Here is a 14,354-nt window from a genome sequence, read left to right on the forward strand (position 1 = left end):
AGCTCCGTCCCGTTCCCTAACAACCCGTAAATTTTCTCAACCAAAAGTTACATTGTCAATAGTGCCAAGGTTTATCAATGTCTCGATGAACGTCACTTGAACAGAAGAAAGCCATGGCACGCACCTGTTTTCTCGCAGAACTGAATATTTCACAGATACGTCATATCCTGTTCAAAACGCTGTCATGCTGCGGCATGATTTTCGCGGCTCCGCCGATCAACGGGTTTTTGCAGCTCAAATGAACATATCTCCACGACAAACGAAAATCATTGCCATGGTCGGCGAGCATGGCTCAATGACCATTGAAAGCCTTGCAGAACACTTCGGCGTAACACCGCAGACCATTCGCCGCGATGTGAATGCGTTGTGCCGCGCCAATCAGTTGCGGCGCAGTCATGGCGGCGTCGAACGCATCAGTGCCGGGATCAACCTTCCCTATGATACGCGCCGCCTTGCCCGCCCCGAGGCAAAGCGAAAAATCGGAACACTGGTGGCAAGCCTGATTCCCAACCGCGCCTCGCTGATGTTTTCGATCGGCACCACGCCCGAGCTGGTGGCAGCAGCACTTTCCGATCATGACGATCTGACGGTGGTAACGAACAACCTCAATGTTGCCATGGCGTTAAGCGGCAATGCATCCAACAGGATCTTTCTTCCAGGTGGCATGGTGCGACTGCCCGACCGGGATTTTCTCGGGCATGATGTGGAGGAGATGTTTTCCGGTTATCGCGCTGATTTCGGTATCTATGGCGTCGCCGGGATTGAGCCGGATGGGGTCCTCGTCGACTTTGACCAGTCTGAAGCCATGGCCCGCGAAGCGATCCGCACCAGTTGCCGGAAATCGATCCTCGTTGCCGACAGGACCAAGTTCTGCCGGCCAGCGCCAGCCCAGCGCGGACGCCTTGGCGATGTCGACCTTCTGGTTCTTGACGGGCCACCGGAAGGTGAGCTTGCGACATTGATTGAGTCGGAAGGTGTTGAGGTGCTTTACCCGGAAGCAAAAGCACCTCTTGCCCGCTATTAATCTGATTTTTGTTAATCCGCCTCGGGGCACGCCCGCTCCCAGACGGATCTGGGCAAAAGATAGACACCCGCCTGTGCTTTTTCACCTTCACCGACGATGTGGCCGATGCCCTCGGCCATTACAGCAAGCGTCATATCGAAGGCATTCAGACTATCGCCCTCGCCACCGGTCAGATTGGCCATGGCACCGCCAACGAACAGATGGATTTCTGCGCCCGAGGGAAGCTGATAGGTCGTTATGGCAGGCAGGGATTGTTCCGATGGCAGGTTACTGAGGGGCCCCAGCTCGATCTCATCGATCCGGTGACCGGAATTCAGCAGGATACAGCCATCTTTCAGCGCGGTGATTACAGAGAAGGGCACAACATGGTGGCCGCCCGTGCCGGTGACAATTACGTCAGCTTCCGGCGCAAGCGCCGCCACTGTGCCGGTCTGCCAGCCATCATAGCGTGCCTGCAAACGGCGAGCCGGGTCGATTTCTGCCACCATGACCGTGCCGCCAAAGGCCTTTGCACTGGCGGCAAGCCCCTGACCGACGGAGCCATAGCCCACAACCAGAACGTTTTTCTCATGAAGACTTAAAAGCGTGCGTGAGAAGAAGGCATTCCATGTCGTCAGACCGACCATGTGACGGTTATGAAGCCCCTCCTTCACCGGAAGGTCATCCCAGTTGAAAATCGGCCATGGCGGCAAATTACCCTGTAAGCGGTTAATACCGGAGCCAGTCGCCTCCAGACCAGCTTTGATATCCGGCATGGGAAGATCGTTTTTCAGGAGGTAGTGGGTATAATCCGAACCCATTTCGCAAAGATGCGTGGGGCTCCAGTCCAACCCGGCAGCAATGGCTCTCTGCCAGTCGGCCTCTGGCATATCTTTTTCAGCCGCCACCTGCGCGCCACATGCGCGCATTGCCGCCACAACATCGTTGCGGACCGTTGCAGGATTACAGGTGGTGATGAACAGGTCTGCGCCGCGGCGGGCCAGACCTTCGACCAGCGGCAACATTTTCATGTCGAGATGCATGCTCATTGCCAGCCGGATGCCGGACATATCGGGCAGGGCGTTAACAGCACGGGCAACGCGCGGCATATGCCGTGCTGCCCAGGCTCGGGTGATTTCGCTCATGCTTTCATGGCTCCTGATCGTTTTCCGGCTTCACGATTAGGCCTTCACACTATGGTTTTCAATCGCTCCCGCGTTTCCTGCAACAGTTTCAGTCGCTCATATTGCCGGTCAAAATCCCCTGAGACCGTTCTGTCAGGCAAAACGGGCTCTGTCTGCCCCTGCATCGCCACGGCTGCAGATGAGAGTGTCGCAAATGCACCCGAAGCTGTGGCTGCATTGATGGCCGAACCAAGCAATACCGCATCTTCAGAGGCGGCGGCAATCAGCTGTCGTCCGGTGACATCGGCATAAAGGCGCGTCAGCAGCGGGTTGCGGGTATGGCCGCCAGCCAGAAACAGCCGTTTTGATGGGATGCCGTTTTCATCCAGCATATCCAGTATCTGCCGAAGAGAAAGGGCAATTGCCACCAGGGCCCGCCAGTATAAACGGCAAAGCCCGTCAAACGAGCGATCCAGTGTCAGGCCCGAGATCATCCCCGTCAGGTCAGGGTCGGCAAATGGCGAGCGGTTGCCATGAAAGTCCGGCAAAATATCAATACCATCAGCAAAGCCCGGACCGTTTTCGGCAATCAGTGCCACGATCCGCTCAATCACATCGGCATGAAGCGCTTCTGTGGCTGTGCCGCCGGCGCTGTGAAACTCAAGAAGATGATTCAGCAGGCCGCCCGTTGCAGATTGACCGGCTTCGAACAGCCAGCAATCCGGGTAGAGTGCTGACCGGTATGGCCCCCAGAGGCTTCTGGCAAATTGCGGTTCTTCGGCATAACCGACGATGCAGCTTGATGTTCCGCCAATCAGCGCAAGGTCACCTTCCAGCTTTTGCAAAGGCGAGGGCATGGCACCAAGAGCGCCTGCATAGGCATCAATCATACCGGCAGCCACCACAACACCTTCATCAAGTCCAAAGATGCCGGCTGCGTCCGCTGTCAGATTTCCGATCGCCTGGCCGGGATGAACCGGTTTTCGGTTAATGCCGGTTTTCTCTTCGAGATCCTCAAGGCTGATGGCCGACAAAAGGTCGGCCGGAAAGCCCTGCGCCTCAGCAATATTGAAGAACCACTTGGATGTCAGCGTTGATAACGAGCGGACAGCGCTTCCGGTGGCCCGGAAGGTCAGAAAGTCAGCAAGGTCAAAACAATAACCGCACCTTGCCCAGAAATCAGGACGGTTGCGCTTCAGCCATAAGAGCTTCGGGATCTGCATTTCCGGAGAAACCGTGCCTCCGGAATGCAAAACGGCGGGATGCCCGGTTGCGGTGATCTCTTCAGCTTCGGCGCGTGCGCGATGATCAAACCACCCGATCGTATCAAACGAAGCGCTGTCATCAGCAAAAAGCGGCAGGGGCTGGCCGTTTCGATCCAGTAAAACGAGCGAACAGGTTGCCCCGAAAGCAAGACCTGCAACCGCATCCGGTGCAATTGCGGCAGTTTTAAGCGCGGCGCGAACAGCTAGCGCTGCCGCCTGCCAGATATCTGCAGAGGCATAAACGCCTTCGTGCGGGGCAGGACGCTTCAGCCGCAGCGCCTCTGTGCAGCGGGCAACGAGCAGCCCCTGCCGGTCGAACACACCGGCGCGAACACTTGCCGTGCCGACATCGACCGCAACCACATGATCGCGCATGGCTTCAATCCTACCCCTGCTCCTCACCAGCTTCTCTGATACGTTGGACGAGTTCGTCCATCGCGTCAAACATGAGGTCAGGTTCAAGCCTGGCAATTTCCTGCCGATGGTCTGCAGCAAGAGCGTGGCTGCCACCAAGATAGGCGAAAGCCTTCATGCCAGCAGCTTTCGCGGCTTCAATTCCGGCAGGGCTATCTTCAATGACAATGCAGTCTTCAGGGTTACGCCCCATGTTTTCGGCCGCATAAAGAAAGAGGTCCGGCGCAGGCTTGCCGTTCTTCACCATGGTTGCCGAATATAGCGGCGGGCAGAAGCGCGGCAGAAGACCGGTGACTTCCAGCGAAAGCCGGATCCTTTCCGGCTTGGACGATGATGCAACGCACCAGCTGAAACCCGCAGCTTTCAGCGCGTCCCAGGCAGACACAACTCCCTGTGTGGGTTTAAGCTCTGCCCGAAACCGCGCATACAGCCTGGCACGCATACGCTCCTCAAGATCATCACCAATGCTCAGGCCATATTCCTGCTCAATCACTTTTACCATTTTGGCAATCGACCGGCCCAGGAACCGCCTTCGTGTATCGTCTTCACTCAGCAGCAGACCATCTTCGGCCAGAACCTCGCGCAATGTTCCAAGCGATATCGGCTCACTGTCGACCAGAACCCCGTCACAATCGAAAATCACGAGCGGTTTTGAAGACATAACGGGGCACCTTTATTCTGTTTATTGCAAGTCTCCGTCTATATAGCGTTTCAGGGTCTTCATCGCCCCGAGATTCTGCAGGCTTTCCAGTGCATTTTTGAAACGCCCGGCAAACACCGGATTGTCAGCCAGATCGCCAAAAATATCCCGCTCCTGCAGAAAGGTAAGCGGGTCTTCTCTTGAAGCCAGTGCCGCCTTATGCAGCCGGTCGGCGTTCTCATCGTTAAACGCAATGTCGCGACCACTGTCGGACTTGCCCTGAAAATAACGGCACCAAAGCGCAGAAACAAGCGCCAGTCCGACAACATCGTCGCCATTGTCCAGCCGGGCGCGTGTTGAAGGCAGAACGAATTTTGGCTGACGGTTGGAGCCATCGAGCGCCAGCCGCGCGATCGTGTCGCCGATTTTGGGATTTGCGAAGCGCCGGGCAATCAGATCATAGTAGTCCTCAAGTACGGTATCTGGCACTGGGGGTACTATGGAAATGATTTCCTCTTTCTCAAGCTTCTCCAGGAAACCGGCAATCAGCGGGTTTTCCATCGCCTCGTGCACATAGTGAATGTCGAGCAGTTCGCCCGGATAGGCAATCGCCGCATGGCCGCCGTTCAGAATTCGAAGCTTCATCACCTCATAGGGGCTGACGTCATCAACAAAGGTGACCCCCACATCCTCCAGAGCCGGTCGGCCAAGCGGAAAATGGTCTTCCAGCACCCACTGCCGGAAGCCCTCGCAGAAGACCGGCCCGTTATCTTCTACGCCATAATCTTCCCGTACAATCCTGCGTTCACGCTCGCCGGTCGCAGGCGTGATACGATCCACCATGCCGTTGGGGAAGGCGACGTTATCGTTGATCCACTGCGAAAAATCCGCATCAGACAGCGCGGCAAGTCCGCAAACCGTTGCCTTTGTTACCAAACCGTTATGCGGAATATTATCACAGCACATGACGGTGAAAGGCGGAACACCCGCCGCCCGCCGCTTTTTAAGCCCTGCAATGATGAGGCCGAACGCCGTTTTCGGCCGTGCCGGATTTTCACCATCCGCGACAATGGCCGGATGGCTGGCATCAAACCTCCCGGTCGCCGGATCGATGAAATAGCCGCCTTCTGTAACGGTCAGAGACACAATCCGGGTCATAGGATCGGCCAGCCGCTCGATCATGGTGTCGAAATCCGGCGGAGCGATCATATCGACCATCGCGCCGGTAATGGTCGCGCCAGAATGTTCAGCTTCCTGCTCCACCACCGTTGTCAGAAAATCCTGTTCTGCCAGCACCTCGCGCATTTTCGCATCAGTTGCCATCACACCTGCGCCGATGATGGCCCAGTCATGGTCACGCCCCTGATTGAACAAATCATGCAAATAGACCGCCTGATGCGCACGGTGGAAATTACCGACGCCGAAATGGACGATACCGGGCTTCAGGTCGCTGCGCTGATAGGTCGGGATTCCGGCTTTTGGCGCATGGTTCGCCAGCGTGTTGAGTGTAAGTTTCTCGGTCATGATGTTTCGGCCTGAATTGCGAGCCCCTGATCATCGAAGCGGTAAAGCCGCTCGGTATCGGGGGTGATGAAAACCTTGTCGCCATAGCGCACCGGCACTTCGCCATCGGTGCGGGTGGTCATGTGTCCAAGACCCGGTACATCGACATGCAAAAACGTGTCAGAGCCCAGATGCTCAGCGACGGCGACCTTGCCCTCCCATTCACCGCTTTCGGTTGAAAGTGAAAGGTGTTCGGGGCGGATACCAATCGTGTGGGCATTGTGCCCGGCGGCGATTTTGCCCTCGATAAAGTTCATCTTGGGCGAGCCAATAAAGCCGGCAACGAAGAGATTGGCCGGGCTGCGGTATAGCTCCAGAGGAGATCCCACCTGCTCGATATTGCCCGCCCTGAGCACCACGATCTTGTCTGCCATGGTCATGGCTTCCACCTGATCGTGGGTCACATAAATCGAGGTGGCGCCTAGCTGCTGATGCAGCTCCGAGATTTCCAGCCGCATGTTGACCCTGAGTGCCGCATCCAGATTGGAAAGCGGTTCGTCGAACAGGAAGCATTCCGGTGACCGGACAATGGCGCGCCCAATGGCGACGCGCTGGCGCTGTCCGCCGGAGAGCGCACGCGGCTTGCGTTCCAGATAGTCTGTCAGGTTGAGGATACTGGCCGCATCTTCCACCTTTTTGTTGACTTCGGCCTTGTCCGCGCCCGCCATTTTCAGCGGAAAACCGATATTGGCCCGCACACTCATATGCGGGTAAAGCGCATAGGACTGAAACACCATGGCAAGGCCACGCTTGGCCGGAGGTTTTTCTGTCGCGTCATCGCCATCGATCAGGATACGACCGCCCGATACATCCTCCAGTCCGGCGATGAGCCGTAAAAGCGTGGATTTGCCACAACCGGACGGTCCGACGAAGACGACGAACTCACCATTGTTGATTTCAAGGTCGATAGAGGGAATGACCACATGATCGCCGAAGGCTTTGGTCACCTTTTCAAGTCTGATGCTGCCCATTGGTCTTGTCCTTATTTAACCGCGCCGAAGGTGAGGCCGCGCACCAGCTGCTTCTGGCTGAACCAGCCCAGAATAACGATTGGGGCGATGGCCATGGTGGAGGCTGCGGAAAGCTTGGCGTAGAACAGCCCTTCCGGGCTCGAATATGAAGCGATGAAGGCCGTCAGCGGTGCGGCTTTGGAAGCTGTCAGGTTAAGGGTCCAGAAGGCCTCGTTCCATGACAGGATGACGTTTAAAAGAAGCGTCGAAGCGATGCCGGGAATGGCCATGGGGGTCAGAACATAAATCAGCTCCTTACCCAGCGTTGCACCATCCATGCGCGCGGCCTCAAGGATCTCGCCGGGGATTTCCTTGAAGTAGGTGTAGAGCATCCACACCATGATCGGCAGGTTGATCAGCATCATCACGACAATCAGACCGATGCGGGTATCCAGAAGGCCGAAATCGCGGAAGATGATATAGATCGGGACCAGTACGCCAACGGCGGGCAGCATTTTCGTCGACAGCATCCAGAGAAGAACGTCCTTGGTGCGTTTTGTCGGCGAAAATGCCATGGCCCAGGCCGCCGGAACCGAGACAATCAGCCCGAAGAGCGTCGAGCCGAAAGAAATCGCCACCGAATTCCAGAAATGATGGAAATAGTCCGAACGCGCCTGCACTTCGACATAGTTTTCCAGTGTCCAGTGGAAAAACAGGAAGCTTGGCGGCGTGGCAATCGCCTCACCTTCGGTTTTGAAACTGGTCAGAACCGTCCAGAGGATCGGAAAAAAAATGATGAGGCCGATGATCCAGGCAAGCGCTGTGTAAGCGACCTTTTTCTGTGTTGAAACCTGACGTGCCATGATCAGTCCTCCAGGTTCTTGCCGATCATCCGGATCAGGAAGATGGCGACAATATTGGCGAGGATGACTGCGACAATGCCGCCCGCAGATGCGCCACCGACATCAAACTGCAGGAGCGCCTGCATATAGACGAGGTAGGTCAGATTGGTGCTTTGCGTGCCGGGGCCGCCATTGGTGGTCACGAGAATTTCCGCAAAGACAGAAAGCAGGAAGATTGTCTCGATCAGGATAACGACCGTGATTGCCCGCGCCATATGCGGCAGAATGATGTAAATCAGACGGGCAAAGGCATTGGCCCCGTCCATTTCTGCGGCCTCGCGCTGCTCTTCGGAAAGCGATTGCAGTGAGGTCAGCAAAATAAGCGTGGCAAAGGGTAGCCACTCCCACGCAATAATCACACTAATGGAAGACAGCGGAAACGAAGACAGAAAATCGATTGGCTGAAAGCCGAGCGTGTTCGCAACCCATGCAAAAAGCCCGTTGACCGGGTTCATCAGCATGTTTTTCCACACCAGAGCCGAGACAGTCGGCATGACGAAGAAGGGCGCAATCACAAGGATGCGCACAATGCCCTGGCCGAACATTGGCTGATCCAGCAAAAGCGCAAGTCCTATGCCGCCAACAACTGTGGCGAACAGCACACCGCCAACGAGGATCAGGGTGTTGCCGATGGCCTGAAAAAACGCCGGATCGGTTAAAAAGAACCGATAGTTCATGAAACCGGCAAAACTTTCCGTGCCCGGCATCAGCAGATTGTAGCGCAGGAACGAGAAATAGAGCGTCATCGAAAGCGGCACCAGCATCCACAGAAGGAGCATGATGACGGAAGGCGCCATCATCAGCCGGGCCGCATTGCGGGTATGGGTCGTCGCCATGGTGATAATCTCCGCAGGCGTTTCCTCAGCAAGGCCGGATAGTGAAACCCCATCCGGCCAGCGCTTTTTGAATGAGCACCAGACCGGAAACGGGATGAAAAGGCTCCGGGGGGAGTGGGCCGGACGTTTAAAAGTCCGGCCACAGGAGGAAAACGGCTTGCTTACTTGATGTAGCCGGCTTTCATCATTTCGCGCTTTGTCAGCTGCTGGGCATTGGAAAGCGCCTGTTCAGCCGAGGAACTGCCGGCAACTGCTGCGGAAAACTGCTGGCCAACTGCTGTGCCAATTCCCTGAAACTCGGGAATGGATACAAACTGCGCGCCGGTATAGGGGATCTCCTGAACCGAAGGCTTTTTGGTATTGACCGCATTGATCGATTCCAGCGTCATCTCGGCAAAGGGTGCTGCCTTCTGGTAATCCGGGTTATCATAAAGCGACTTCCGGGTGCCGGGCGGTGCAGCGCGCCAGCCTTCTTTCTCTGCGACCAGATCGGTGTAATGTTTCGAGGTTGCCCAGGCGACAAATGCCTTTGCTGCATCGCCCTTCGTGGTGGAAGCCGGAATGGCCAGGTTCCAGGACCACAGCCAGTTGCCGCGATTGCCGATGTCACCCTTTTCAGGGAACAGCGCAAAGCCAACCTTGTCGGCGACCGTGGATTCGTCCGGGTCGGTCACAAAGGAGGCAGCGACCGTAGCGTCAATCCACATGCCGCATTTGCCCTGCTGGAAAAGCGCCAGATTTTCATTGAAGCCGTTGGAAGAAGCGCCGGGCGGGCCGTAATTTTCCATCAGATCAAGATAATCGGTCAGCGTGGCTTTCCACTCCGGACTGTCAAACTGCGGCTCCCAGTTCATATCAAACCAGCGTGCCCCGTAAGAGTTTGACATGGCACCGAGAAAGGCCATGTTTTCACCCCATCCGGCCTTGCCGCGAAGGCAGATACCGTAAATACCGGCATCCTTATCGGTCATGGCTGCGGCGGCTTTCTTGATCTCATCCCATGTCGACTGATCAGAGATTGTCACGCCGGCCTTTTCAGCAAGATCCTTGCGATACATCACCATCGCGCTTTCGCCGTAAAACGGCGCAGCGTAGAGCGTGCCGTCGGTGGAAAGTCCGCCGGCAATGGCGGGAAGAAGGTCCGCTTTGTCATAGCCTTCCGGCATATCATCAAGCGGCATCAGCCAGTTCTGTTTTGCCCAGATCGGAACCTCATAATTGCCGATGGTCAGAACGTCATACTGGCCGCCATTTGTGGCGATATCCGTGGTCACGCGCTGGCGCAGCACATTTTCTTCCAGCGTCACCCATTCCAGATCGATATCGGGATTTTGTTTTTTGAAATCATCTGTCAGCTGCTGCATGCGGATCATGTCACCATTGTTGACGGTCGCAATTGTCAGCGTTTCGGCCGAGGCTATGCCAGTAAAAGCAAGCACCGAGCACGCACCGAGAAGCATTGTATGAACTCTCATTCTTTCCTCCCTCAGAAATGAGCATAAGATCAATATGTGGGCAATTACTCAATATAAACCTATCATCTGTCAAGTGGGCGAATGCTCATTTTTTGAGCATATACCCGAAGCGTCTGTTTTATCAGTCGAATTGACGACGGAAAATTTTGTCGCGCAGAACGCTATGGAGAAGAAGGGCCGGCTTTGGGCAAAAACGGCCTCAAGGAGAGAACCTGACTTCAGTCTTTCAGAAGGAAGCGCGCAGCATTCTCATCGGTGATCAGCGCGTTGATGTGACCACCTTTAAGAGCCGCGCGGATGGCACGGTGCTTGCGGTTTCCGCAGGCAAGCGCAAAGACAGTCGCATTTTCTCGGGATGGCAGCGGGATGCTGGCAACACGGGCATTGGCCGGATGATCCAGCAACGCGCCATTATCATCAAAAATCCAGCCACAGATCTCGCCAGCGGCTCCGGCGGCGGTCAGCTCCTCCATCTCACTGGCCGTGAGAAAGCCATCGAGCAACAGCGGTGCAGTTTCCCCGATTTCGCCGATGCCGACAAAGGCAATATCCGCTTTTCGGCCAAGTTCGCGGGCAGGCTGGACAAGAGGCTGGGCATGCAGCAATGCGCGCTCTTCACCAGAGGACACCAGAACCGGCAGCGGCATCGGAAAATGCGGCGCCTTGATCGCGTCCGCCATCAGGAAGATCACGTTGTAATAAGCCGCGGATCCATCGGGATTGATGTTGCCTGTGAGTGAGACAATGCGGTGGCGGGGGCATTCTATCGGCGACAATTGTTCGACGGCAGCACGCAGGGTCCGCCCGGTTCCGATCGCCAGCACCAGCGGTTCCTCGCGCTTCAGCCAGCGCTCGATTTCCTGCGCGCCCTGACCGGCAATACCCACCGTCGCGGAATCGGATTGCGGATCCGACGGCAAAACCTCCACCTGTTTCAGATCGTACTTCTGTGTAAGGCGTTCGCAAAGCGCCATACATTCGGCAATCGGGTGATCAAGGCGCACCTTGACCAATCGCTCGGACATTGCAAGTGAGACGAGGCGCTGGGCGCTCTGGCGTGAAATGCCCATGGATGCAGCAATCTCATCCTGCGTACGGCCTGCCACATAGTAAAGCCAGCCAGCGCGAGCTGCATCGTCCAGACGGGATCCGCTTGCCGGTTTGCGTGCCATAATCTTAAGTCTGCCCTCTTTGCCGAAACTGATCTGTGACGATAACCCGCAAGCGCTGCTTCTGTCATCTGCCTGTCTTTGCGTCGTTACGGTTTGACTGAAAATCGAGAACGCTGCAACATCGCTCCGATCCCGTAGGAGGCAGCGCGACCGCACTGCCGCGCAACTCAGATGATCAAGAGGAAACCATGACCGGACGTATCGTGTTCACCGGCGGCAGCGGCAAGGCTGGCCGCGACGTCATTCCATATCTGGCCGAAAAGGGCTATGACATCTTAAATCTCGATCTCAAACCGCTCGATCAGCCCGACGTCAATACGCTGGTGACCGATCTGACGGATCAGGGACAGGTCTTCAATGCTCTTTCGATGCATTTCGGGCTGGATCGCTACGAAGGCGGCGGATTACCGACAGCGCCGGATGCCGTCGTGCATTTCGCCGCAATTCCACGAATCATGATTACGCCCGACAACGTCACCTATCAGACCAATGTCGTTTCAACCTATAACGTCATCGAAGCCGCCATGAAGCTTGGCGTGCGCAAGGTCATCATCGCGTCCAGCGAGACCACCTACGGTGTTTGCTTTGCCGAGGGTGACAAGGATTTCCATACCTTCCCGCTCGAGGAAGACTATGACGTTGACCCGATGGACAGTTATGGCCTGTCAAAGGTCTGCAATGAGAAAACCGCCCGTGCCTTCGCGATGCGTTTTAATGCCGACATTTATGCACTTCGGATCGCCAATGTGATTTCGCCGGAAGATTATGCCAATTTCCCCGGTTTTCTGGCCGATCCGCCATCGCGCAAACGCAATGCCTGGAGCTATATCGATGCGCGCGATCTCGGCCAGATTGTGGATCTGTGCATTCAGAAGGATGGCCTCGGCTTTGAGGTTTTCAATGCCGCAAACGATACGATCACCGCACTTGAACCAACCGAAGCCTTTCTGGCGAAATACGCGCCGGATACACCGGTCACGCGCGAAATGGGCGCACATGAGGCCCCGATCTCGAACCGTAAAATCCGCGAGGTCCTGGGCTTCAGGGAACAGCATGACTGGCGCAAATATGTGAAGGTGTAAACGGTTTCAAACAAAGACTGTTCAGGCCCCTTATGCCGCGCAAGGATGCGGGGATCAGACCCGGCATGACGGAGAAGGGGAAGCTGTTACCAGAACCACCTTCACCCCGGCCTTTGGCCGGGGTTTACAGCATCGGCCCGAAACTCGGAATCGATTTTGGAAAGCACGATGCGTAGATTCAAAAGGTTGGAGCGAAACAGAAAAGCATCAGTGTTTTTATGAAAACCGGTAGCCGCGCACCGTTGCCAGCGGCTACCGGTCCGAGGTTTCCCAGCGTGGATTGATCCATGGCTCGGCATTTTCCGGCGCCAGCGGCTGACGACCGAGGATATGATCACTGGCCTTTTCACCCACCAGAATTGACGGGCCGTTGAGGTTACCATTGGTGATGCGCGGGAAAATCGAGCTGTCGGCGACCCTTAAACCCCCGACGCCAATCACCCGGCATTCAGGGTCGACAACTGCCATCGGATCGCTGGCGCGGCCCATCTTCGCGGTACCACAGGGATGATAGGCACTTTCGGCATGTTCACGAATAAAATCGTCGATTGCCGCGTCACTCTGAACGTCGTCTCCGGGCTGAATCTCCTTGCCCCGATATGGGTCAAACGCCTTCTGGCTGAAAATTTCGCGCGTCAGCCGAACACAATGGCGGAAGTCGGCCCAGTCCTTTTCGTGGCTCATATAGTTGAACACGATCTTTGGCGCTTCATTGGGATCAGCACTCCTGAGCGTCACTTCTCCGCGTGACGGCGAACGCATCGGCCCGACATGAGCCTGAAACCCATGGCCCTCTGCCGCTGCCTTGCCATCATAGCGCACGGCAATGGGCAGGAAATGATACTGGATATCCGGATAATCGACACCCGGTGCTGAGCGCAGGAAGGCCGCGCTCTCAAACTGGTTCGAAGCACCAACGCCCGTTTTGGTGAACAGCCACTGCGCACCGACATAGGCTTTGCCGAAGAGGTTCCAGTACTTGTACAGCGTGATCGGCTTGATGCTCGCCTGCTGAATATAGACCTCCAGGTGATCCTGCAGGTTTTTACCCACGCCGGGCCGGTCGGCAACGACTTCAATGCCATGCTCTCTCAGCTCTGTTGCCGGACCAATGCCCGACAACATCAGGAGTTTCGGCGTGTTGATGGATGAAGCCGCCAGAATAACCTCGCGCCGTGCCTTCACCACCTCGGTTTTACCACCACGGACAATCTCAACGCCGGTTGCACGGCCATCTTCAATAATAACCCTCTGCGCCATGCAACGCACAAGATCGAGGTTCTGCCTCTTCAGCGCCGGTTTCAGATAGGCATTGGCCGCAGACCAGCGCCGCCCTTTCCAGACGGTCTGCTCCATCGGTCCGAACCCTTCCTGCTTCTCACCGTTATAGTCTGCTGTCGGCTCAAAACCGGCCTGTTTGCCCGCCTCCACGAAAGCATGAAACAGCGGGTTATCCCGCTTGCCACGGGTCACATGCAGCGGTCCACCCTTCCCGCGCCAGTCCGGGTCGCCGCCATGGCCGCTGTCATGCCAGTGTTCCATACGCTTGAAATAGGGCAGGACATCGGCATAGGACCAACCGGTCGCTCCGCTTTCCGCCCAGTGATCGTAGTCACGCGCATGACCGCGCACATAGACCATGCCGTTGATGGAGGAAGAACCACCGAGCACCTTGCCGCGCGGTGTAGCCAGCCTTCGATTGCCGAGATGTGGCTCAGGTTCAGACTGAAAGCCCCAGTCGTAAATCGGCATATTCATCGGATAAGACAAAGCACCAGGCATCTGAATAAACGGTCCGGCATCGCTTCCACCAAATTCCAGCACCAGAACCGAATGCTTTCCATCCTCCGACAGGCGGGCGGCCATGGCCGAACCCGCTGAACCGGAGCCGACAATCACAAAATCTGCTTCCATCATCTTATTTTCAT

At 56.2% G+C, this 14,354-nt stretch carries 12 protein-coding genes; 2 read left to right on the forward strand and 10 right to left on the reverse strand.

Annotation, left to right across the window (positions count from 1 at the left end; translation table 11 throughout):
- Positions 1 to 238 precede the first annotated feature (238 nt).
- Complete coding sequence (locus EDC90_RS02230; RefSeq protein ID WP_132308098.1) at positions 239 to 1,024, forward strand: DeoR/GlpR family DNA-binding transcription regulator; 786 nt, start codon at positions 239 to 241, stop codon at positions 1,022 to 1,024.
- A gap of 11 nt (positions 1,025 to 1,035) precedes the next feature.
- Here the strand turns inward: EDC90_RS02230 and EDC90_RS02235 are convergent, their stop codons facing one another.
- The 9 genes from EDC90_RS02235 to EDC90_RS02275 all read right to left on the reverse strand — a co-directional run bounded on the left by EDC90_RS02235 (position 1,036) and on the right by EDC90_RS02275 (position 11,344).
- Positions 1,036 to 2,148, reverse strand: a complete 1,113-nt coding sequence (locus tag EDC90_RS02235; RefSeq protein ID WP_132308100.1) for an adenosylhomocysteinase — start codon at positions 2,146 to 2,148, stop codon at positions 1,036 to 1,038.
- Between the two features lie 44 nt (positions 2,149 to 2,192).
- Positions 2,193 to 3,767: an FGGY family pentulose kinase gene (locus EDC90_RS02240; protein ID WP_132308104.1), complete on the reverse strand. Its 1,575-nt coding sequence runs from the start codon at positions 3,765 to 3,767 to the stop codon at positions 2,193 to 2,195.
- A gap of 10 nt (positions 3,768 to 3,777) precedes the next feature.
- On the reverse strand, positions 3,778 to 4,467 hold the full coding sequence (locus EDC90_RS02245; protein WP_132308107.1) for an HAD family hydrolase: 690 nt from the start codon (positions 4,465 to 4,467) through the stop codon (positions 3,778 to 3,780).
- Between the two features lie 21 nt (positions 4,468 to 4,488).
- Complete coding sequence (locus tag EDC90_RS02250; protein ID WP_132308110.1) at positions 4,489 to 5,970, reverse strand: mannitol dehydrogenase family protein; 1,482 nt, start codon at positions 5,968 to 5,970, stop codon at positions 4,489 to 4,491.
- Positions 5,967 to 6,980 carry an ABC transporter ATP-binding protein gene (locus EDC90_RS02255; RefSeq protein WP_132308113.1) on the reverse strand — a complete coding sequence of 338 codons (1,014 nt, stop codon included), beginning with the start codon at positions 6,978 to 6,980 and terminating at the stop codon, positions 5,967 to 5,969. Before EDC90_RS02255 ends, EDC90_RS02250 begins: the two co-directional genes overlap by 4 nt.
- Before the next feature lie 11 nt (positions 6,981 to 6,991).
- Positions 6,992 to 7,822: a carbohydrate ABC transporter permease gene (locus EDC90_RS02260; protein ID WP_132308115.1), complete on the reverse strand. Its 831-nt coding sequence runs from the start codon at positions 7,820 to 7,822 to the stop codon at positions 6,992 to 6,994.
- 2 nt (positions 7,823 to 7,824) lie between these two features.
- The gene (locus EDC90_RS02265; RefSeq protein ID WP_132308117.1) at positions 7,825 to 8,697 is read right to left on the reverse strand and encodes a carbohydrate ABC transporter permease; all 873 of its coding nucleotides are present in this window, start codon (positions 8,695 to 8,697) and stop codon (positions 7,825 to 7,827) included.
- A 161-nt stretch (positions 8,698 to 8,858) separates the two neighbouring features.
- Positions 8,859 to 10,172 carry an ABC transporter substrate-binding protein gene (locus EDC90_RS02270; RefSeq protein ID WP_132308119.1) on the reverse strand — a complete coding sequence of 438 codons (1,314 nt, stop codon included), beginning with the start codon at positions 10,170 to 10,172 and terminating at the stop codon, positions 8,859 to 8,861.
- 218 nt (positions 10,173 to 10,390) lie between these two features.
- Positions 10,391 to 11,344 carry a sugar-binding transcriptional regulator gene (locus EDC90_RS02275; protein WP_132308122.1) on the reverse strand — a complete coding sequence of 318 codons (954 nt, stop codon included), beginning with the start codon at positions 11,342 to 11,344 and terminating at the stop codon, positions 10,391 to 10,393.
- Positions 11,345 to 11,532: 188 nt separating this feature from the next.
- Between EDC90_RS02275 and EDC90_RS02280 the strand changes: the two genes are divergently transcribed.
- Positions 11,533 to 12,426, forward strand: a complete 894-nt coding sequence (locus tag EDC90_RS02280; protein ID WP_132308124.1) for an NAD-dependent epimerase/dehydratase family protein — start codon at positions 11,533 to 11,535, stop codon at positions 12,424 to 12,426.
- A 252-nt stretch (positions 12,427 to 12,678) separates the two neighbouring features.
- Here EDC90_RS02280 and betA read toward each other — a convergent pair whose 3' ends face one another.
- Positions 12,679 to 14,340 (reverse strand): choline dehydrogenase, encoded by a 1,662-nt coding sequence (betA, locus tag EDC90_RS02285; protein WP_132308325.1) that lies wholly within the window; start codon positions 14,338 to 14,340, stop codon positions 12,679 to 12,681.
- Between the last annotated feature and the right edge of the window lie 14 nt (positions 14,341 to 14,354).

The sequence above is a fragment of the Martelella mediterranea genome (assembly GCF_004342225.1).
Lineage (GTDB): Bacteria > Pseudomonadota > Alphaproteobacteria > Rhizobiales > Rhizobiaceae > Martelella > Martelella mediterranea_B.

Coding starts and splice junctions, on each gene's coding strand:
- EDC90_RS02230 (WP_132308098.1), top strand. CDS start 239: ATGAACATATCTCCACGACAAACGAAAATCATTGCCATGGTCGGCGAG.
- EDC90_RS02235 (WP_132308100.1), bottom strand. CDS start 2,148: ATGAGCGAAATCACCCGAGCCTGGGCAGCACGGCATATGCCGCGCGTT.
- EDC90_RS02240 (WP_132308104.1), bottom strand. CDS start 3,767: ATGCGCGATCATGTGGTTGCGGTCGATGTCGGCACGGCAAGTGTTCGC.
- EDC90_RS02245 (WP_132308107.1), bottom strand. CDS start 4,467: ATGTCTTCAAAACCGCTCGTGATTTTCGATTGTGACGGGGTTCTGGTC.
- EDC90_RS02250 (WP_132308110.1), bottom strand. CDS start 5,970: ATGACCGAGAAACTTACACTCAACACGCTGGCGAACCATGCGCCAAAA.
- EDC90_RS02255 (WP_132308113.1), bottom strand. CDS start 6,980: ATGGGCAGCATCAGACTTGAAAAGGTGACCAAAGCCTTCGGCGATCAT.
- EDC90_RS02260 (WP_132308115.1), bottom strand. CDS start 7,822: ATGGCACGTCAGGTTTCAACACAGAAAAAGGTCGCTTACACAGCGCTT.
- EDC90_RS02265 (WP_132308117.1), bottom strand. CDS start 8,697: ATGGCGACGACCCATACCCGCAATGCGGCCCGGCTGATGATGGCGCCT.
- EDC90_RS02270 (WP_132308119.1), bottom strand. CDS start 10,172: ATGAGAGTTCATACAATGCTTCTCGGTGCGTGCTCGGTGCTTGCTTTT.
- EDC90_RS02275 (WP_132308122.1), bottom strand. CDS start 11,344: ATGGCACGCAAACCGGCAAGCGGATCCCGTCTGGACGATGCAGCTCGC.
- EDC90_RS02280 (WP_132308124.1), top strand. CDS start 11,533: ATGACCGGACGTATCGTGTTCACCGGCGGCAGCGGCAAGGCTGGCCGC.
- betA (WP_132308325.1), bottom strand. CDS start 14,340: ATGGAAGCAGATTTTGTGATTGTCGGCTCCGGTTCAGCGGGTTCGGCC.